The organism is Endozoicomonas sp. G2_1 (assembly GCF_017744155.1).
In the GTDB taxonomy this organism is placed as follows: Bacteria; Pseudomonadota; Gammaproteobacteria; order Enterobacterales; family Alteromonadaceae; genus JAGHQT01.
This window is the reverse complement of sequence record NZ_JAGHQT010000006.1, coordinates 131,569-151,275: the sequence shown is the minus strand read 5'-3', so window position 1 is coordinate 151,275 and position 19,707 is coordinate 131,569. Positions and strand designations below refer to the sequence as shown.

Below are 19,707 nucleotides of genomic sequence, written 5' to 3'. Positions count from 1 at the left end.
GATCACCAATTTATTGATTAACGCAGTCATTGGGTTTAATCATTGTTCTTGGGCGAATGAGAAAATGTTACTCTGAGTGCAGATCAAGTTATTCGCCACAGTTTTTTGATGAGCAATAGCTTTAAGTAAAGGGACTTCCGCCATGGTTTGGTTTTGTTCCCCGATCATCAAATTTGTTTTACCAGCCAATAACCATTCAACAGCAGCAACGCCCATTTTGCTTGCCATAATGCGATCTTTCGCGACAGGCGAGCCACCCCGCTGGATGTAGCCTAAAATACAAGCGGTTGCGTCAATCCCAAAATCTTGTTGTAGGCTGGTCGCCAGCGCCGTTGCACCGCCTTCAATGAGGTTTTCAGCAACACAGATAATGTAACTGGACTGATCGTATTTTTGTGCCAGCTTAATTTCTTCTGCTAACTCAGTGGCGATTGCTTTAGCGCGGCCCTGAGGAGTGTTTTCAAAAGATAATATTTGCTCTGCGGCGCAGGCTAGGCCAACGTTAAAGGTGATATGGCCACTGTGTCGACCCATCAGCTCAACAATAAATACCCGTTCAAAAGCATCCGCGGTATCGCGAATTTTATCAATAGCGTGGATTGCCGTATCAACGGCAGTAGCAAAGCCAATCGTGTGGTCTGTGCCATCTAAATCATTGTCGATAGTACCGGGGAGGCCGATCACTTGGCCTTGCCAGTGCTCTTGCAGGGCCAATAAGCCTTTAAACGAGCCATCGCCGCCAATGACCACTAAAGCGTCAATATTGTTTTTGTGAAGCGTACTCGCCGCTTGCTTAACCCCTTGCTCTGTCATCATTTCCCGACAGCGAGCACTTTTTAAAATAGTGCCACCTTGATGAATAATGTTGTGAACATCTTGCTTAGTTAACGGTCTTATTTCTTGATTAATCAAGCCGTTGTAGCCGTGGCTAATACCCATTACAGATAATTGGTAATGTTCCGCGGCCAGAACAACCGCTCGAATCGCAGCATTCATCCCAGGGGCATCACCGCCACTGGTTAATATGGCTAGATTACTGATTTTATTAGTCATATTTTGTTGCACAAAGTTGCAAGTCGGTAAAACTATACTTGTTAGTATACCGTTTAATAACATTAAATAATAAAAAATAAGGCGTTATATGTTTGCCATTGGAAATAAAAGGGTTGTAGCTTGCTTTAAAGGAGCAAAACAAAAGCTACTCATTGCACTGTCGTGTTTAGTGCTCTCTGGTTGTAGTATCAGCTTTATTTATAACAATCTCGACTGGTGGGTTGGCTGGTATTTGGACGACTATGTTGATTTGACCAAAGAGCAAGAAAAAGCCTTCGACGAGAGTTTTGAACTATTGCATCTTTGGCATCGCAAAACCCAGTTAACCTTGTATGCCGAGCAGCTTAGTGAATTAAAGCAAAGTGTGGTGGCACAAACGCTGACTGAAGCTGACATTGAACAGCATTTTACACGAGTGCGCAGCCATTGGTTAACGACAGCAACTAAAGTCGAGCCCGAACTTGCCCGTTTAACTAACATGCTTGATCAAGAGCAACGCAGTGAAATGGTCGAGCTGATTGAAGAGGAAAACCAAGAACTTAGAGATGATCGCAAACAACTGACGCTTGATGAACGAAATAAAGAGCGTGCAAAAGATCAAAGTAAGCAGTTTAAAAAATGGTTTGGTCGCTTAAACAAGCAACAAAAACAGCTTATTGCTGAACGCGTTACCGAGTTCAAATCAAGCTATGATGATTGGCTAGCCTATCGCGATCTTTGGTTAGTTGAGTTTAAGCAAGTTTTGGGGCCAGATATCTTGGTTGATGAATACCGTCGCCAGTTTAAGGCTTTAATCCTCGATAATGATAAATTGAGAAGTTCAGAGCACATCGCCAAACTGGACCACAATCAAGGCGTGTTTAATAAGTTATTTTTTGATTTTACTCAAACGCTGACCGAAAAACAGAAAAAGACATTCAACCGAAAACTTGATAATTTAATTGAAGATCTCAACGAATTAGCACAAAAAGACTGATTCGTTGACTAGTGACGAGTCAATGTTTTAAGTTCATTGGCTAGGTCTGATAATCAACGAGCAGTTAACAAGATTAACAATATGAAGCAAAACGTAGAAACAAGATCACCAATCATTTATTTCGCATACGGCTCAAATATGTCTGAGCCCAGAATACAGCAGCGCGTACCTAGTGCTCGCTATTTGGGCAACTACTATCTGCCCAAACACGCATTGCGCTTTCACAAGCTAGGGCAAGATGGTTCAGCTAAATGCGACGCTTATTTTACTGATGATGAACGTGATATCGTATACGGCGCTGTTTTTGAGTTTTGTCCAAATGAAAAGTATATTCTAGACGCCGCTGAAGGGCTTGGCGTCGATTACTATGAAAAGACTGTTACTGTCTATAACGATAGCGAGCAAGCGCTTGTCGCAAGTCTTTATTATTCGTCAGACGTTACTCCTGATATAGCGCCTTATCATTGGTACAAACATCATGTTGCCTTTGGCGCCGAGCAATCAAATTTGCCTCAAGCTTATATCGATCAAATTAAAAATGTTCGCTCAGTTGATGATATTGACCGAGCAAGAGCGGCTCGCGAAATGGCCATCTATTAAACTATTCATTAACGACTAGTTTCTCGGTTTTAAAAGGAACGCTTGTCTTGTCTATCGATATTAACGGTTTCGAATTTCACAAAAACTTTGTTAAGCGCTCAATTGTAGACGGCGTTATTGAAGAGCTAGAAAAATTTGCTAAGACAATGCCTAAAACAGGGGTTCGAAACGCAGATAAGAAACTTGCCCAGATAAGTCAACTGGTTAATAGCGACCACTTTATTGATAAAGCTCAAACGTACTTAACGGGAACTCCTAAAGTCGTCAGAGTGATCGTTTTTGATAAAACACCAAATAGCAATTGGTTAGTTAGTTGGCACCAAGATAAAACGGTAGCGGTTAGCAATAAAGTAGCCATTGATGGCTGGGGGCCATGGACAATTAAAGACCAGGTTCATCACGTTCAACCAGCGTTAACCGTATTAAACAATATGATCACCTTTAGGCTGCACTTAGATGACTTAGACCAACAAAACGGCTGCCTAAAAGTTATTCCAGCCAGTCATAACCTCGGTATTATCAAGCAAACAGCGTTAGCAGAATTAACCAAACAAGCAGAGCCAGTATTTTGTCAACTTAGAGCAGGGGATTTACTGGTTATGCGGCCACTGCTTGTGCATTCATCGAGCAAAGCAAGTAAACCAAAGCACCGGCGTGTTATTCATATTGAATACAGTGATTACCCGTTACCGAAAGGGTTGTCTTGGGCGTAACCTCAATTCCAGCTTCGCTATTATCCTTAAATTAGGTAACCGTTTATTTAAGACCTAAGACAATGATTGTTTTTATAACAACAAATCTTGTTATGTAAAAATTTGTCGAATTCCTTATATTTTATTGCTAACTGTACTATAAATTATTTTTGTTGATTTTGGACTAGTTGCTATTATCTACGTAAATAAAAATGATTCGCAACATTGTCATGTTTTGTTGTGGTTTTTAGGTTATTAATCTACACATAATTAACAACCACCTTATTAAATAAACATCGATAAAATTATTAGGTTATTTTGGGAGATAATTTAAGTGAAGTTGAAACTATCTGCACTTGCCATCGCAGTTGCACTAAGCAACTCAGTAGTTGCCGAAAACAATGAAGAAGTGGAAAGAATTGTCGTTCAAGGAAAGTATCTATCAGTTAACGAATCAAATTCAGTTAAATCACCAACTCCAATTATCGATGTACCACAGAGTTTATCGATTATTACTGCCGATGAAATTACCGCTCGTGGCATTAATAGTATTGGCGATATTATTGACTATACCCCTGGCGTAAATACCTCACAGGGTGAAGGCCATCGCGATGCCGTTGTTTTTCGCGGTGTGCGCTCAACCGCCGATTTTTACATCGATGGTAATCGCGACGACGTGCAGTACTATCGTTCATTGTACAATATTGAACAAGTTGAGATCCTTCGTGGACCTAACGCTTTACTATTTGGCCGAGGTGGTACAGGTGGTATTCTCAATCGCGTGTCAAAAAAAGCAGACCTAGATGCTGATTTTACTAACTACAAAGCGTCAGTGAACTCTTTTGGTGGTTACAACACAGAAATTGATCTTAATTTGTCGACCAGCGATATTTCAGCATTTCGTCTAAATGCTATGTACGAGCACCTAGAAGGTTACCGAGACTTCTTTGATGGTGACCGCTACGGCTTCAATCCGACAGCGCGTTTTGAACTAGCTGATGACACAATATTAGATATTTCATACGAATACATTAATCACGAACGCTTTATCGATCGCGGTATTCCCACTGGGGCAGACGGACGTCCAGTTGAAGCATTCAGAAATATCGTTTTTGGCGATCCTGAAAATAACTTTAATGACTTAGAAGCTCATGTTTTTAGAACTAATTTAGAGCATCGCTTTAACGAAAACCTAAAGGGCAACTTCAATGTCTTTTATGGTGATTACGACAAGGTTTACGCTAACTTCTTCGCCAGTGCTTATGATCAAATAAATACGCCTAATCAAGTAACCCTTGATGGCTATATTGATACGACGGAGCGTGAAAATTTAATTTTATCCGGTAACCTTGTTGGTGAATTCCAAACCGGTGGCCTTGGTCATACAGTTATTTTTGGTGCGGAATATATCGATACATCTTCTGATCAAAATCGCTTTAATCCGGAGTTCAGTTCGAACGGCGATGATACTGAGAACTTCAGTATTTCTCGTCCACTCAATTTTAGAGGCTTAGCGGGAGTTAATTCCAGTGGTCAAGCGGTGACAACAGGCTTTACAGACTTGAACGATGACACACGAGTCGATTTACAAGTGACATCGCTATACATTCAAGACGAAATTGAGATTTCAGAAAACTTAGATGTTGTACTAGGTGCTCGTTTCGATCGCTTTGATATTGATGTTTTTAACGCGGCCAATTCAGAGCAAAGAGCACGTGTTGACGAGGAAGTTTCTCCGCGCGCAGGTATCATCTACAAACCTCAAGAGAACATTTCGATTTACGCTAGCTATAGCGAATCATTTTTACCTCGCAGTGGTGAGCAATTTGCCAACATCAATGGTGACAATAACCGACTTGATCCCGACGTTTTTGAAAACCAAGAAATTGGTATCAAGTGGGATTTTGCTGAAGGTATGAGCTTTACTGCTGCTGTTTTTGATAACGAAAAAACCTCTCCAGAATTAGAAGACAATAACGCAGAGCGTTTCATTATTGTTAACTCGGAATTTTCTGGTTTTGAGTTACAGCTAGCGGGACAAGTCACCGAAGCGTGGTTTGTAACGGCAAATTACAGTAATCTCGATGGCGATTTCGAAGACACCGGCCGTACACCACGTGAATTGCCTGAAAACACTTTCTCGGTTTGGAACAACTATCAAGTTAACGAAAAGTTTGGCGTTGGGTTAGGTTTGACTTACCAAGACGAGAGCTTTATTGACAATGGCAATACCAGAACACTGCCAAGCTATACGCGCTTTGATGCTTCGGCTTACTACGATATTTCACCAAAGTTAAGAGTGCAGTTAAATGTCGAAAACTTGTTTGATAAGTTGTATTTTCCTAATGCCCATTCTAGTCATCAAGTTACCGTTGGTGCGCCATTCAATGCAACAGTTAGCGTGATTGGTACACTTTAGTACATTTATTAGTAAGTCATTGATGAAAAAAGCCCGCGTATGCGGGCTTTTTGTATGCTGTGATAAATCTCTTGATTTCAGATATTGATGTTAGTTGTTTAACGCATCAACCACGCGGTCGGCGAGTTGCCATGGATCGAAGCCTTGTCTGCCATAATCGAGGCCGCGGCGAACAATTACCAGCTCGTGCTCAGGAATAACAACGACATACTGGCCTCGGTTACCTCGAGTGGTGTAGGCCTTGGCTGGACCGTTGTTTTTATCAGATTTTCTGAGCCACCACTGGGCACCGTAATCATAGCCACGTGCAGCCGATGCTGGCGCTGGTGTGGTCGAATATTCTATCCATTGTGGTGAAATAATCTGTTCGCCAAACCACTTACCACCATTGGCGTACAACATACCAAAACGCGCAAGATCACGGGCGTTTGTGTACATTTGGCTACTGAAAATAAAATCGCCGTATTGATCAGTACTGACTACCGTGTTGTACATGCCCAGTTTATTAAACAGCTCCTGAGATGGAAACAAGTGGTAATCTTCAACGGAACTAAAGGTTTTTTTGAATGACATGGTCGCAAGTAGGGTGTCGTAGTTTTCGTAATCCCAGAATGTACCGGGTTCGCGTACTAGGCCACGATTAACTGCACCAGCAGCAGAGCTTTCGCCCGCCCAGTAAGACAATCCAGAACCATTGGCATATTCCATATTAAAACTATCAATTGGATATAGACCCGATGACATCTGTAAGGTATCGCCTAGCGTTATCTTGTGACGAGGATCTGATGCCGAGTTTTTGATGTTTGGCGACCAATCTAGATTGAGAGAATCTGTCACCGACAGCTCTTTTCTGTCAACTTTAATACCCGCTAAGGTCGCAAAAATACTTTTTGCCGTGCTCCATGTTCTCGTCTTAGTGTCACGGTTGATACCCTGTGCATAACGTTCCAGCATAATCTGACCGCGATGGACAATAAGTAAACTGAGGGTATCTTGCTCTTTAGTTGGCCTATTAAAAGCCCAGTTGGCAACATCGTTTATTGCGGCTTTTTGTGTAGTCGATTTAAATTTATACGGAGTTGTCGCTTCACCCAATGGCCAATCAATATTTTCATAGTTTTCAGGTGCTTTTGTCAGCTTAATGCTTGGTAGTGAACTGGCAACGTTAAAGCCTTGGTCAGGACGTAAGATTATACAGCCGATGCCATCGCGATAAATTGCTCGTATTGTTGTGCCGTGCTTATTACTGACAGCAACCCCTTTTACCTCGTGGTTAATTTCAACCAGTTTTGACGGCTCAACGCCAAACTTACCCGGAATATATTTAAGTTCTTGTTGATTAATTTGTGCGATGGTGCGGTTTGATGTGAATAGTCCGTTACAGGTAAGTACCGCCTGGACGCCAAGGTGAATCATCTCTCGTTGAGGCTGAAAGACATCGTATGGCGCTTTGCTCGATTTTGCCATTGAACAAATTGGCTGTAGGGCAAACATACTGGCAATCACAGTGGCGTAGAGTTTCGTTGGCTGGGTCATAAGCAAACCTTGTTATTGTTTTTATCGTTTTATTACACTCTACCGTTATGTGATTATTTAACCAATTCAACTGGTCTGATTATTTGTTCAATTTATCGGATACTGATTTTCGAATGTTGACAACGCTTGGCAAACAAAAAAGCCGTCGGTATTGGCCGACGGCTTCTCAATCATTCGTTATATTGAATAAAAGCAATAATTAACGAAGGTTTTGCTTAGTAACTTTTAGCACTTTCAACGTGTTGGTTGCACCTACGGTTTCCATATTATCACCGTGTGTGAAAATAACTTTATCATCAACACTTAATTTAGCGGCTTTAGCAACATGGCTAAGCACAGCGGTAGCTAAATTCTCATCATCGATGTCCGTTGAATCAAAGAAAGTAGGGTAAACACCACGATAAATTGCTGTTTTAGTAAGAGTTTTAGTATGGCGTGACAAAGAGTAAATCGGTAAGCCAGAGGTAATACGCGACATAATTTTACTGGTTTGACCCGATTCAGTTAACGCGATAATCGCTTTAACACCTTCTAAATGGTTAGCGGCATACATGGCTGATAAGGCGATGGTTTCAGAAATCTCTTCAAACATTAACTCAACACGGTGCTTTGAGATATTTACTGAACGATGTTTCTCAGCACCAATACAGACGTTAGCCATTGCTTGAACTGTCTCTACCGGGTAGTCACCAGCCGCGGTTTCTGCTGAAAGCATTACCGCATCGGTGCCGTCTAGTACCGCATTAGCAACGTCCATCACTTCTGCGCGTGTTGGCATAGGTTGGCTGATCATTGATTCCATCATTTGAGTCGCAGTGATGACAGCACGGTTTAATTGACGAGATCGGGCAATTAAATGCTTTTGTGTACCGACAAGTTCTGGATCGCCAATTTCAACACCAAGGTCGCCACGAGCAACCATAACAACGTCAGAAGCTAAAATGATATCATCGAGTGTTTTGTTGTCACTGACTGCTTCTGCGCGTTCAACTTTTGCCACTAAACGAGCGTTACAACCAGCTTCTTGAGCAAGTAAACGGGCTTCGCGCATATCGGCGGCATCACGCGGGAAAGAAACGGCTAAAAAGTCGGTATTAATTTCTGCTGCAAGCTTGATGTCGCGCTTATCTTTATCTGTTAGCGCTGCTGCAGACAAACCACCGCCTTTTCGGTTAATGCCTTTGTTATTTGAAAGTGGGCCACCCACTGTGACAGTGGTAAATACTGAAGTATTAGTCGTACTGTCTACTTGCAATTGGACGCGGCCATCATCAAGTAGCAAGATATCGCCTTTACTGACGTCAGTTGGTAATTCTTTGTAGTCAATGCCAACTTTTTCTTGATTGCCTTGGCCTTTCTCAAGTAGTGCATCAAGTTCGAACTTATCGCCAACTGCTAATTTGATTGGACCATCTTTAAAGGTAGAAACACGGATTTTAGGACCTTGTAAATCGCCTAAAATACCCACGTAAATACCCAGCTCTTGAGCGATTTCACGGACTAATTTTGCACGATTGATATGATCTTCAGGGCTGCCGTGAGAGAAGTTAAGCCTAACAACGTTGACGCCAGCGGCGAGTACTTGTTTTAAAATATCTCTATCATCAGTTGCAGGACCTAGCGTTGCAACTATTTTGGTTCTTCTTGGCATGTTAACGATTACCTTATTGTAAAAATTAGCGTCAAATGAATAATAAATTTTGCGGTCAATGTAATAAACTTTCATGAAGTTTAAATGACATTGACCTTATTTATCGGTGTCAGTTGTATTTTAATTTGTCTTTGTCGACGTTTTGCACGTCGTAAATCGTGGGATTATTCTTTGCGTTCAAAACGAGAGCTACGCAAGCTGTCTTTGACCTTTTTGAGGTTATCTCTAAACTTGGTGCCACGGCGCAGTGTGAAGCCGGTGGCAAGAATATCAATTAGCGTTAATTGCGCAATACGAGAAGCCATTGGCATATAAAGGTCGGTGTCTTCGGCAACGTCGAGCGATAGTACAATATTACACTCTTTTGCCAGTGGCGTGCCTTCCGTAGTAATACCAATAACAATAGCGTCGTTTTCTTTTGCAAGACTGGCCACATCAACCAGTGACTTTGTTCGGCCAGTATGAGAGATAACAACAACTACATCGCCTTGTTTACTGTTTATCGCACTCATGCGCTGCATCAAAATATCGTCGAAATAAACAACCGGCACGTTAAAACGGAAAAACTTGTTTTGAGCATCGTGAGCGACAATAGCTGAAGCACCAAGGCCAAAGAAAGAGATTTGATTAGCTTGGGTGAGGATATCAACTGAACGGTTGATCAATTGTGGGTCTAAACTTTTACGGGCAAGTTCAAGATTCGCCATTGTCGATTCAAAAATCTTCGCTGTATATTCTTGGGCGCTGTCATTTTCATCAACGTGACGATTAACGTAAGGTGTACCGTTGGCTAGGCTTTGTGCTAAGTGAAGTTTAAAGTCTGGGTAACCTTTAGTGTCTAATCGGCGACAGAAGCGGTTTACTGTTGGTTCACTTATATTTGCTTGTTTTGCTAACGCGGCAATACTTGCGTGAATAATAGTGCCAGGCGATGCCAAAATTACTTCAGCGACTTTGCGCTCAGATTTACTAAAAGTATCTAATTCGTTGGCAATTTTTTCCAAAATATTCATCGTATATTGGTCCTGACTAACTATTGGTGTAATAAATTTTCTAGCTGAAATAGCTTAAAATGGAATTTTATTACAATTTGGCGCTAATATAAAACATCTTTAGGCAAATAAGCAAATCTTTAATCGCGATACGCCGTTTATTTTTTGTTAGGGCAGGTTGTTTTTGTTGATCAAACTAGCACAAACGAATGATTTGTAATAAAATTACAAAAACAGCTTTACTGCGGTGCGAATTGACGATAAATTATCGCCAACCTGTAGTTTATTTACAGTGTGATAGGGCTGATACAGCAGTGTATCAAGAGGGTAAGCAGTTATATGGTGATTGCTGTACCTAAGTAACATCATAGTTTGGCTCGCATCACATAGTAAAAAATTAAATATCGAAGATTGTTAATCTTAGTACCGATACATTGAGAATGACTAATGAAAACAGTTACACCTGAATCTGCTAGTGATATTGTTTTGTTTGGCGCCTTGGGCGACTTAGCGCGACGTAAGCTATTTCCTGCGTTATATCATCTTGACCTAGCTGGCTTATTGCATGAAAACACGCGTATTGTCGGCGTTGCCCGTCAAGATTTTTCACTAGAAGAGTGCAAACAAGCGATATCTGAAAACTTGGCTAAGTTTGTTAAGCACGAGCTTGAGCCTGCTGTTGTTGAACGATTTTTATCACGTGTGGTGTATCAATCGCTCGATTTTAAAGAGATCAAAAGTTACGACAATTTAGCCAATACGCTCAACGGCGGTAACGAAACACGCGTTTATTATTTCTCGACACCACCAGCTATTTACGGTGACATTTGTCAGGGCTTAGACAACGCTAAGCTGATTACCGCGGCAGATCGCGTTGTTATGGAAAAGCCAATTGGTCACTGTTTAGCTTCTTCTAAAGTGATTAACGATCAAGTCTCTCGTTATTTTGCTGAAAATCAAATTTACCGCATTGACCACTATTTAGGTAAGGAAACGGTACTTAACCTATTAGTACTTAGATTTGCTAACTTATTATTTACCAACAACTGGGATCGCAACTGTATTGATCACGTCCAAATTACCGTAGCTGAAAGTGTTGGTATTGAAGGACGCTGGGGCTTTTATGACGAAGCCGGACAAATGCGCGATATGGTACAAAACCACTTATTGCAAATTTTGTCATTGCTTGCAATGGAACCACCTGCGGCTTTTGACGCTGATTGTATTCGAGATGAAAAGCTTAAAGTACTGAAAGCACTGCGACCAATTACACGTCACAACGTCAATGAAAAAACGGTACGCGGCCAATATACCGAAGGTTTTTTAGCTGGTGCAGCCGTGCCGGGCTACTTACAAGAAGACGATGCCAACAAACACAGTAATACTGAAACCTTTGTTGCAATTAAGGCAGAAATAGACAACTGGCGCTGGACTGGCGTGCCGTTTTACTTGCGCACAGGTAAACGTATGCCGTGTAAGCACAGTGAGATTGTTATTCACTTTAAACAACAACCTCACAATATTTTTAAAGACAGCTATGTCGATTTACCGAGTAACAAATTAACGATTCGTTTGCAGCCAGACGAAGGCGTTGAATTACAGGTAATGAACAAAATCCCAGGTATCGCCTCACAAATCAATATTCACGAAAACAAGCTTGACTTGAGCTTTTCTGAAACCTACGGAAATGAACGAGTAGTTGACGCTTATGAGCGACTGATGCTTGAAGTTATCAATGGCAATCAATCGTGGTTTGTACGCCGTGATGAAGTAGAAGCGGCATGGGTGTGGGCTGATAGCATTATTAATGCTTGGCAAGGTACTAACGAAAAGCCTAAGCCATACGCTGCTGGCTCTTGGGGACCTGTTTCATCTATTTCACTAATCGCGCGTGATGATCGCCAGTGGGTTGAGTAAAAGGCAATAAGATGTACCAATTAAATGAATTTGATAGTCGCACTGAAATCGATCAGCGCTTGGCCGCAGAAGTGGCAGAAACATTAAGCAAAGCAATTAGCGAGAAAGGCCGAGCTAGTATCGCTGTCTCAGGTGGCTCTACGCCAAAAGGCTTTTTTCAAGCCTTGTCTAATTATGACTTAGCTTGGCATAAAATTACCGTGACACTGGCAGATGAACGTTGGGTTGAGTTTGCCGACCAGGCAAGTAACACCAGACTAGTACATGAAGCGTTGTTACAAAACAATGCTCAAGCAGCGCAGTTTTTTCAATTAAAGCGTGATGGCGAATTAACGGAACAAACACTCGAGTCAATTCACAGAGAAGCGGTAGAGTCATTATTGCCATTTGATGTCCTTATTTTAGGGATGGGTGAAGATGGCCACACTGCATCTTTATTCCCGTGCAGTACAGAGATAGAGCAAGGGCTGTCGACTACGGCTGCAGTGTTAAAAGTTGAGCCGACTACAGCGCCACATCAACGTATTTCGTTTAGTTTTGATGCGCTTCAGCAAGCGGGTAAAACCGTGTTGCACATTTGTGGAGACAGTAAAAAGACTGTACTAGAACAAGCAATTGCTAACCGTGATAACAAAAAAATGCCAATAAGCGCCTTTTTACATCATCCATCAAATGAGCTTGATATTTATTGGGCGCAGTAATGTCGCAAAGACGACATCTTGATTACAGAATAGTTTAAGAGAAAGAGCGATGAACAAAACAATTCAGGCAATTACCGACCGAATTATCGAGCGCAGTAGACCAACTCGCGAAGCATATTTGGCGAAAATTGAATGCGAAAAGTCAGAAACTGTGCACCGCGCAAATTTGTCTTGCGGCAATTTAGCTCATGGCTTCGCTGCTTGTGGTAAATCTGACAAAAGCGTATTAAAACAACTTAATCACTCTGATATAGCAATTGTATCAGCGTATAACGATATGTTGTCAGCGCATCAGCCTTATGAAACTTATCCACCTATTATTAAAGATGAAGTTCGCAAAACAGGTGGTGTAGCCCAATTTGCAGGTGGTGTTCCTGCAATGTGTGACGGCGTTACACAAGGCCAACCAGGCATGGACTTAAGCCTGATGAGCCGAGATGTTATTGCAATGTCTACCGCTGTTGCACTATCTCATAATATGTTCGATGGCGCGCTAATGCTTGGCATTTGTGACAAGATTGTCCCGGGCTTATTAATTGCAACCATGACTTTTGGCCACTTACCAACTGTGTTTGTTCCAGCAGGGCCAATGCCGTCTGGTATTCCCAACAAAGAAAAAGCGCGTGTTCGTCAGCAATTTGCCAAGGGCGAAGTAGGTAAAGAAGAATTACTAGCTGCTGAATCTGCCTCTTATCACTCACCAGGTACTTGTACTTTCTTTGGTACGGCAAACTCTAATCAGTTAGTGGTCGAGGTGATGGGCTTACATCTACCAGGTGCTTCGTTTGTACCGCCAAACGGTCAATTGCGAGAAGAGTTAACTCGCGCTGCTGCTCGTCAAGTTACTCGTTTAACCCAGCAGTCTGGCAACTACATGCCTGTTGGTCGCATGATCGATGAACGTTCTATTGTTAATGCGATTGTTGCCCTTGTTGCAACAGGTGGTTCAACTAACTTAACTATGCATATTATTGCCTTTGCAAGAGCAGCAGGCATTATTATTGATTTCCAAGACTTCAACGATATTTCTGGCGCAGTACCGCTTATCGCTCGCATTTATCCAAATGGCCATGCTGATGTTAACCATTTCCATCAAGCTGGTGGTATGGCACTAATGTTCAGAGAATTGTTAGCTGCCGGTTTACTACACGAAGATGTCGAAACCATTTGTGGCCGAGGTTTGAGTCGTTATACCCAACAACCAGTGCTTGAAAATGGTGAACTCAAATGGATTGATGGTGCAACTGAGTCAGGTGACGATGAAGTTATCGCCAGTGTTGCCAACCCGTTTAAACCAGATGGTGGATTAAAAGTACTTAAAGGTAATTTAGGCACTTCAGTATTAAAAACTTCGTCGCTGCGCGATGGTGCTAGCAATATTACTGCGCCTGCAGTTGTCTTTGAAGATCAGCACGATTTAGAAGCAGCATTTAAGGCGGGTGAATTAGAAAAAGACTTTGTCGCAGTTGTGCGTTTTCAAGGCCCTAAAGCACGCGGTATGCCAGAGCTACACAAATTAACGCCGCCACTTGGTGTGCTCCAAGACAAAGGCTTTAAAGTAGCACTCGTCACTGATGGTCGTATGTCTGGCGCCTCGGGTAAAGTGCCTGCAGCCATTCACTTATGCCCTGAAGCAGTTGACGGTGGCTTAATTGCCAAAGTCAGAGATGGTGACATGATTGAGGTCGATGCTGACAACGGCATGTTAACCTTAATGGTTGATGAACAAGAGCTGGCCAACCGAGAACTCGCTCAGTTCCAAGTCAATGGTCATCATGAAGGCATGGGGCGAGAGTTGTTTGGCTTTATGCGCAACAACCTAAGTACTGCCGACACAGGTGCGTGCTCATTGTTTGATGTTAAGGCTGAGGGCTAAGTAAATGCTTAATGATCACGCCATCATTAAAAATTTAGTTGCCGATATCGGCGGCACCAATATTCGCATTGGTTTAGTAGATCAACACGGTGAAATTGACAATGTCTCTGTTTTCGCTTGTGCAAAATTTGACACCCTTGCTGATGTTTTACAGCACTATATTGATCAACAAGCGCTTAATGGCGCCAAAATCAATGCTTGTCTCGCAATAGCGTGTCCTGTTGGCGACGATTTGATTTCAATGACTAATTTGCCTTGGCAATTTTCTAAGCAAGCGTTAGCTAATGAACTCAAGTTGAACAAGCTCATCGTCATTAATGACTACACAGCAATAGCGTTTGCAATGCCAAAGTTAACCGCACAACACAAAGTAAAAATTGGTCAGGGCGAAGCTTTTGAGAATCAACCTATTGCCATTTGTGGCCCCGGCACGGGATTAGGTGTCGCCGGCTTGATTCCACATGAAAATGGTTGGTCTGACATTGACGGTGAGGGCGGTCATACCGATTTTGCACCAATCGATAGTCAGGAAATTGAAATACTCCAGTATTTATTGACTAAATACGATCATGTCTCATACGAACAGCTCTTGTCTGGTTTGGGACTGGAGCAAATTTATCAAGCGCTTAACCACATTAAAAACGCACAATTACCCGCCCGTTCTGCGCATGAAATTTCAGAATTGGCGTTAGCCGATGTATGCCCGCTATGTGTTGAAACTCTTGCGCAATTTTGTCGCGTACTTGGCAGTTTCGCTGGCAACTTGGCGTTAACACTAGGCAGCAGTGGTGGTGTCTATATCGCCGGCGGTATTGTACCTAGGTTTGTCGCATTTTTAGCCGAAAGCGACTTTAGAGCAAGGTTTGAACAAAAAGGCCGCATGACAAGTTTAAATGAAAATATTGCAACATTCGTGATTACTGAGTCACATCCTGGCCTCATTGGCGCCTCAGCTTACCTCAGTCAACACAATGCGACCGAAACATCACTAGGGAGTAACGAAAGTGAATAAAAATTGGCAAATATCTCCAGAGCAACTTTTTAACACCGGGCCAATCGTGCCTGTACTAGTGATAAACGAATTGGAGCACGCACTACCAATTGCTGAATCATTGGTCGAAGCAGGCGTTAAGGTATTAGAAGTGACGTTGCGCACGCCAGTCGCGCTTGAAGCGATTAGCACCATTGCGAAGCACATACCGGAAGCTATTGTTGGCTCAGGCACCGTCACTAACCGCGAAATGTTACAAAGATCTTATGATGCTGGTGCAACGTTCGCAATTAGTCCTGGACTGACTAAAGATTTACTAAAAGCGGGCAACGACAGTGATATTGCGTTGATTCCGGGGATTTCTTCAATTTCAGAGCTTATGGATGCGATTGATTATGGCTATGACCATTTGAAGTTCTTCCCAGCAGAAGCATCAGGTGGTGTAAAAGCGATTCAATCGATAGGTGGTCCATTTCCCGACATAAAATTTTGTCCGACTGGTGGTATCAATCTTAACAATGTTAATGATTACCTTGCCTTGAACAATGTTGCTTGTTGTGGCGGTTCTTGGTTAGTGACTGATAAAATTGTCAAAGAGCAAAACTGGCAAGAAATTACTAAACTAGCGCAATCAGCACTTGCCCACGTCAGGGCTTAATTGTTATATCATTTTAACTGAGTCATCAAAGCCAGCACTATGCTGGCTTTTTTATTGTGGTTAATCATACCAATCGATATAAATTACCTAATATGGATAGCACCAACATTTTCTTTTGCTAGGCTCTTTAAACAAAAATGCGTACTTCTTTTTTAAGTAAATAGTACAGCTTAATGGGGCAATAAAAAAACGGGCATCAAGCCCGTTTGTTGTAAAATTACCAAAATTTATATTGGTTTATTCAGCTTTATGCTGATTTTAGAAAGCCATTCGTTTGCTCGTTACTGATGTAAGCAACCAGATCAAGCACCTTATTAGAATAACCGATTTCGTTATCATACCAAGCGACTACTTTAACAAAAGTATCAGTCAATGCGATACCTGCACCGGCATCGAAAACTGATGTACAAGTTTCACCAACAAAGTCATTTGATACGACTTGGTCTTCGGTATAACCCAAAATACCTTTTAATTCGCCGTTAGCCGCGTTTTTCATTGCTTGGCAAATCTCATCATAACTTGTTGGTTTTTCTAGGTTAACCGTTAAGTCTACCACTGAAACATTAGGGGTAGGGACGCGAAATGCCATACCCGTCAACTTACCGTTTAGAGCAGGAATTACCTTACCAACCGCTTTAGCTGCACCAGTTGATGAAGGAATAATGTTTTGTCCTGCACCTCGGCCACCGCGCCAGTCTTTTGCCGACGGGCCATCTACCGTTTTTTGCGTAGCTGTTGTTGCGTGAACAGTTGTCATTAAACCATCTTTGATACCAAAGTTATCATTAAGGACTTTAGCGATAGGAGCTAGGCAATTGGTTGTGCATGACGCATTCGATACAATGTCTTGACCAACGTAATCAGTGTGGTTAACACCACAAACAAACATTGGCGTGTCGTCTTTTGATGGTGCAGACATCACGACTTTTTTCGCACCTGCTTCGATATGCTTGCGCGCACTCTCATCAGTCAAGAATAAGCCGGTAGATTCAACAACAACTTCAGCATTGATCGATGACCAGTTTAACATGGCTGGATCGCGTTCTGCCGTTACTCTAATAACTCGATTATTAACGACTAAGTTGCCATCTACAACTTCAACAGAACCATTGAACCTACCATGAGTTGAGTCATACTTGAGCATATATACCATATAATCAACGTCGATTAAATCGTTAATGCCAACGACCTCGACGTCGTTGCGCATCATAGCCGCGCGAAATACGAAACGACCAATACGGCCAAAGCCATTGATACCTATTTTTGTAGTCATTGCAAACACCTTAAAGTATACGCATAAAATAATTATGTAGTAAAATTACATCGTTTTGAGATTTTTTCAAGTTTTATTGCGATTTCTGTTGACTATTTTTGATCAAAAACAACGATTTGATGTTTAATTACTTTATTTTGTCTTTAATGGTATTTCTTCTGGAGCGATTCACGGGATTGGTGGTAAAATAACTACCCAAGCGAGTATTCTTACTTTGCGCAAACAATTTATTAATGACCTTCTAAACCTTAGCGTTAGATGAATAGCAATGACGGTCCAATTTAGCATTGTTACCTAAACCTGAGGCCTATTAATTAAAGTGGACAAAATTGGCATGCCAAATAGTGATGTGTTGTGTGATATCGGGTTTATTGGTTTGGGCGTTATGGGCAAAAACATTGCGCTTAATTTAGCCGATAACGGTTATAAAATAGCGGTTTTTGACTTGAGCACGGAACGAGTCAATCAAGCAATAGAGCAAGACCGCCTTGAGTACAGTGAAGGTGAGCCTCGTATTATAGGGTGTTCTTCTTACACTGAATTGCTCGCTCATTTAAAAGCACCACATCTTATTGTGCTTTCTGTGCCCGCTGGTGCGCCAGTGGATCAAGTTTGTCAGAGTTTAATTGGCGCTGGTATTCAACCTGATGATATTGTTATTGATACTGGTAACAGTCTGTGGCGAGATACCGTCGAAAGAGAGCAAACATACAAAAGTGATTTTATCTTTTTCTCTTCAGCTGTTTCAGGTGGTGAAGTGGGTGCTAGATTTGGTCCGGCACTTATGCCAAGTGGCAGTGCGTACGCCTGGACGCGAATTAAGCCTATTTGGCAAGCGATAGCTGCTAAAGTAGATCGCGAAACAGGAAAGCCGATTGAACGAACAGCGCCTGGCCAAGTAGTGACGGTTGAACAAGGTTCTGCATGCGCTGATTATATCGGCCCAGCAGGGGCAGGTCACTTTGTTAAAATGGTACACAATGGCATCGAATATGCGGATATGCAGATTATCTGCGAAGCATACCATGTCCTGCGCCAAGGTCTGGGACTTAGCGCTAACGAAATTGCCGATATTATTGAACACTGGAATAAAGGGCCATTAGACAGCTATTTGATGTCAATTTCAGTTGAAGTGTTGCGTCATAAACCACTTGATGACGACACGCCTTTGGTTGATTTGATCCTAGATAAAGCCGGACAAAAGGGCACTGGTCTTTGGACTGCGGTTAGTAGTTTAGAGGTTGGCTGCCCAGCACCGACTATTGCGCAAGCGGTATATGCACGTTCTATTAGCTCGTTTAAATCATTGAGAGTAAAAGCTGAGCCATTACTCGATGGCAGTGATTTAGCGCCTATCGACAAGGCAGGTCAGCAAGCCTTTATCGACCAGTTACACGACGCCATTTACTGTGCAAAAATCTGTGCCTACGCTCAAGGCTTTCAATTGATGAGTTTGGCCGCCAAAGAGTACAATTGGCAACTTAACTTCTCCAGTATCGCGAAAATCTGGCGTGCAGGTTGTATTATTAGAGCGGCATTTCTTCAGTCGATTAGCGATGCGTTTACCAGAGACCCAGAATTAGACAACTTGCTGTTAGATGAGTTTTTTATTAGTCAACTTAACCAACATCAGTTAAATTGGCGAAAAGCTGTCGCTCAATCAACATTGATGGGAGTGCCTGTTGGCGCGATTTCGTCAGCGTTAGCTTACTATGACTCGATGCGCTGTGGTGTATTACCCACTAACTTATTACAGGGACAGCGAGATTACTTCGGAGCACACACCTTTGAGCGAACCGATCAAAACACCGGCAAAAAGTATCATGTTGAGTGGTCGACAGATGAAAGAAAGCTCGTAGAAATAGGTACTACTAGTTAAGTCAAGCTTGATGCCAAAACCAAGTGTGAGAAGAGTGCTGATATGACCAATAAGATAGAACAAAGCGAACGTGACCAAGTATACAGGGATAAATTGTCGAAAGACGCTTATCGCGTTTGTCGACTAGCAGCCACTGAACGACCTTTTACCGGCAAGTATAACGATCATTGGCAAGATGGCGTTTATCATTGTGCTTGTTGTGAACAAGCCTTGTTTAGTTCAGAAACTAAGTTTAACGCAGGCTGCGGCTGGCCAAGTTTTTTTCAGGCGATTGATGGTCAAATAAACTATGTTGCAGATCATAGCCACCATATGATTCGCACCGAAATTAAGTGTATTCACTGCGACAGCCATTTAGGTCATGTTTTTGATGATGGGCCAAAACCAACGGGTAAACGCTATTGTGTTAATTCCCTGAGTTTGTCATTTGAACCAACATAACTGGCTTCTATTTAACGAAAAAAGCGAGTGATAATTCACTCGCTTTTTAGTT

16 protein-coding genes are annotated in these 19,707 nt (G+C 42.2%); 11 read left to right on the top strand and 5 right to left on the bottom strand.

Annotated features, from left to right (window positions below; genetic code table 11):
- Window positions 1-39 precede the first annotated feature (39 nt).
- The gene (locus J7384_RS09690) at window positions 40-1,053 is read right to left on the bottom strand and encodes an ATP-dependent 6-phosphofructokinase (protein ID WP_209113468.1); all 1,014 of its coding nucleotides are present in this window, start codon (window positions 1,051-1,053) and stop codon (window positions 40-42) included.
- 88 nt (window positions 1,054-1,141) lie between these two features.
- Here J7384_RS09690 and J7384_RS09685 point away from each other — a divergent pair, with 88 nt between their 5' ends.
- From J7384_RS09685 to J7384_RS09670, 4 genes are all read left to right on the top strand, one after another.
- Window positions 1,142-2,029, top strand: a complete 888-nt coding sequence (locus tag J7384_RS09685) for a DUF6279 family lipoprotein (protein ID WP_209113466.1) — start codon at window positions 1,142-1,144, stop codon at window positions 2,027-2,029.
- An 81-nt stretch (window positions 2,030-2,110) separates the two neighbouring features.
- Window positions 2,111-2,629, top strand: coding sequence for a gamma-glutamylcyclotransferase family protein (locus tag J7384_RS09680; protein ID WP_209113464.1), 519 nt, complete (start codon window positions 2,111-2,113; stop codon window positions 2,627-2,629).
- A gap of 47 nt (window positions 2,630-2,676) precedes the next feature.
- Complete coding sequence (locus J7384_RS09675) at window positions 2,677-3,342, top strand: phytanoyl-CoA dioxygenase family protein (RefSeq protein WP_209113462.1); 666 nt, start codon at window positions 2,677-2,679, stop codon at window positions 3,340-3,342.
- Between the two features lie 313 nt (window positions 3,343-3,655).
- Entirely contained in the window at window positions 3,656-5,740 is a 2,085-nt protein-coding gene (locus J7384_RS09670) for a TonB-dependent siderophore receptor (RefSeq protein WP_209113460.1), read from the top strand.
- Window positions 5,741-5,830: 90 nt separating this feature from the next.
- Here J7384_RS09670 and J7384_RS09665 read toward each other — a convergent pair whose 3' ends face one another.
- The 3 genes from J7384_RS09665 to J7384_RS09655 all read right to left on the bottom strand — a co-directional run bounded on the left by J7384_RS09665 (window position 5,831) and on the right by J7384_RS09655 (window position 9,940).
- Window positions 5,831-7,276, bottom strand: coding sequence for a serine hydrolase (locus tag J7384_RS09665; RefSeq protein WP_209113458.1), 1,446 nt, complete (start codon window positions 7,274-7,276; stop codon window positions 5,831-5,833).
- Between the two features lie 199 nt (window positions 7,277-7,475).
- Window positions 7,476-8,927, bottom strand: a complete 1,452-nt coding sequence (pyk, locus tag J7384_RS09660) for a pyruvate kinase (RefSeq protein WP_209113456.1) — start codon at window positions 8,925-8,927, stop codon at window positions 7,476-7,478.
- Window positions 8,928-9,091: 164 nt separating this feature from the next.
- Window positions 9,092-9,940: a MurR/RpiR family transcriptional regulator gene (locus tag J7384_RS09655; RefSeq protein WP_209113454.1), complete on the bottom strand. Its 849-nt coding sequence runs from the start codon at window positions 9,938-9,940 to the stop codon at window positions 9,092-9,094.
- A 426-nt stretch (window positions 9,941-10,366) separates the two neighbouring features.
- Here J7384_RS09655 and zwf point away from each other — a divergent pair, with 426 nt between their 5' ends.
- Genes zwf through J7384_RS09630 form a run of 5 tightly spaced genes read left to right on the top strand, consistent with a single transcriptional unit; the run spans window position 10,367 to window position 16,062 of the window.
- Window positions 10,367-11,836: a glucose-6-phosphate dehydrogenase gene (gene zwf, locus J7384_RS09650; RefSeq protein ID WP_209113452.1), complete on the top strand. Its 1,470-nt coding sequence runs from the start codon at window positions 10,367-10,369 to the stop codon at window positions 11,834-11,836.
- 11 nt (window positions 11,837-11,847) lie between these two features.
- The gene (gene pgl / locus J7384_RS09645) at window positions 11,848-12,537 is read left to right on the top strand and encodes a 6-phosphogluconolactonase (protein ID WP_209113450.1); all 690 of its coding nucleotides are present in this window, start codon (window positions 11,848-11,850) and stop codon (window positions 12,535-12,537) included.
- A 49-nt stretch (window positions 12,538-12,586) separates the two neighbouring features.
- On the top strand, window positions 12,587-14,413 hold the full coding sequence (gene edd / locus J7384_RS09640) for a phosphogluconate dehydratase (protein ID WP_209113448.1): 1,827 nt from the start codon (window positions 12,587-12,589) through the stop codon (window positions 14,411-14,413).
- Between the two features lie 4 nt (window positions 14,414-14,417).
- A complete protein-coding gene (locus J7384_RS09635; protein WP_209113446.1) occupies window positions 14,418-15,425 on the top strand; it encodes a glucokinase in 1,008 nt (335 codons plus the stop codon).
- Complete coding sequence (locus J7384_RS09630) at window positions 15,418-16,062, top strand: bifunctional 4-hydroxy-2-oxoglutarate aldolase/2-dehydro-3-deoxy-phosphogluconate aldolase (protein WP_209113444.1); 645 nt, start codon at window positions 15,418-15,420, stop codon at window positions 16,060-16,062. The genes J7384_RS09635 and J7384_RS09630 overlap by 8 nt, the downstream gene beginning before the upstream one ends.
- Window positions 16,063-16,309: 247 nt before the next feature.
- On the opposite strand, the gene gap is transcribed toward J7384_RS09630, so the two are convergent.
- Window positions 16,310-17,335 carry a type I glyceraldehyde-3-phosphate dehydrogenase gene (gene gap / locus J7384_RS09625; protein ID WP_209113442.1) on the bottom strand — a complete coding sequence of 342 codons (1,026 nt, stop codon included), beginning with the start codon at window positions 17,333-17,335 and terminating at the stop codon, window positions 16,310-16,312.
- A 334-nt stretch (window positions 17,336-17,669) separates the two neighbouring features.
- Between gap and gndA the strand changes: the two genes are divergently transcribed.
- A complete protein-coding gene (gene gndA / locus J7384_RS09620; RefSeq protein WP_209113440.1) occupies window positions 17,670-19,214 on the top strand; it encodes an NADP-dependent phosphogluconate dehydrogenase in 1,545 nt (514 codons plus the stop codon).
- A 42-nt stretch (window positions 19,215-19,256) separates the two neighbouring features.
- Window positions 19,257-19,655: a peptide-methionine (R)-S-oxide reductase MsrB gene (msrB, locus tag J7384_RS09615; protein ID WP_209113438.1), complete on the top strand. Its 399-nt coding sequence runs from the start codon at window positions 19,257-19,259 to the stop codon at window positions 19,653-19,655.
- The last annotated feature ends 52 nt before the right edge of the window (window positions 19,656-19,707 follow it).

What these genes read in the sequence shown, in the direction of transcription:
- J7384_RS09680 (WP_209113464.1), top strand. Translation starts at nt 2,111, where the DNA reads ATGAAGCAAAACGTAGAAACAAGATCACCAATCATTTATTTCGCATAC.
- pgl (WP_209113450.1), top strand. Translation starts at nt 11,848, where the DNA reads ATGTACCAATTAAATGAATTTGATAGTCGCACTGAAATCGATCAGCGC.
- J7384_RS09655 (WP_209113454.1), bottom strand. Translation starts at nt 9,940, where the DNA reads ATGAATATTTTGGAAAAAATTGCCAACGAATTAGATACTTTTAGTAAA.
- zwf (WP_209113452.1), top strand. Translation starts at nt 10,367, where the DNA reads ATGAAAACAGTTACACCTGAATCTGCTAGTGATATTGTTTTGTTTGGC.
- J7384_RS09685 (WP_209113466.1), top strand. Translation starts at nt 1,142, where the DNA reads ATGTTTGCCATTGGAAATAAAAGGGTTGTAGCTTGCTTTAAAGGAGCA.
- gndA (WP_209113440.1), top strand. Translation starts at nt 17,670, where the DNA reads ATGCCAAATAGTGATGTGTTGTGTGATATCGGGTTTATTGGTTTGGGC.
- msrB (WP_209113438.1), top strand. Translation starts at nt 19,257, where the DNA reads ATGACCAATAAGATAGAACAAAGCGAACGTGACCAAGTATACAGGGAT.
- pyk (WP_209113456.1), bottom strand. Translation starts at nt 8,927, where the DNA reads ATGCCAAGAAGAACCAAAATAGTTGCAACGCTAGGTCCTGCAACTGAT.
- J7384_RS09690 (WP_209113468.1), bottom strand. Translation starts at nt 1,053, where the DNA reads ATGACTAATAAAATCAGTAATCTAGCCATATTAACCAGTGGCGGTGAT.
- J7384_RS09665 (WP_209113458.1), bottom strand. Translation starts at nt 7,276, where the DNA reads ATGACCCAGCCAACGAAACTCTACGCCACTGTGATTGCCAGTATGTTT.
- gap (WP_209113442.1), bottom strand. Translation starts at nt 17,335, where the DNA reads ATGACTACAAAAATAGGTATCAATGGCTTTGGCCGTATTGGTCGTTTC.
- J7384_RS09635 (WP_209113446.1), top strand. Translation starts at nt 14,418, where the DNA reads ATGCTTAATGATCACGCCATCATTAAAAATTTAGTTGCCGATATCGGC.
- edd (WP_209113448.1), top strand. Translation starts at nt 12,587, where the DNA reads ATGAACAAAACAATTCAGGCAATTACCGACCGAATTATCGAGCGCAGT.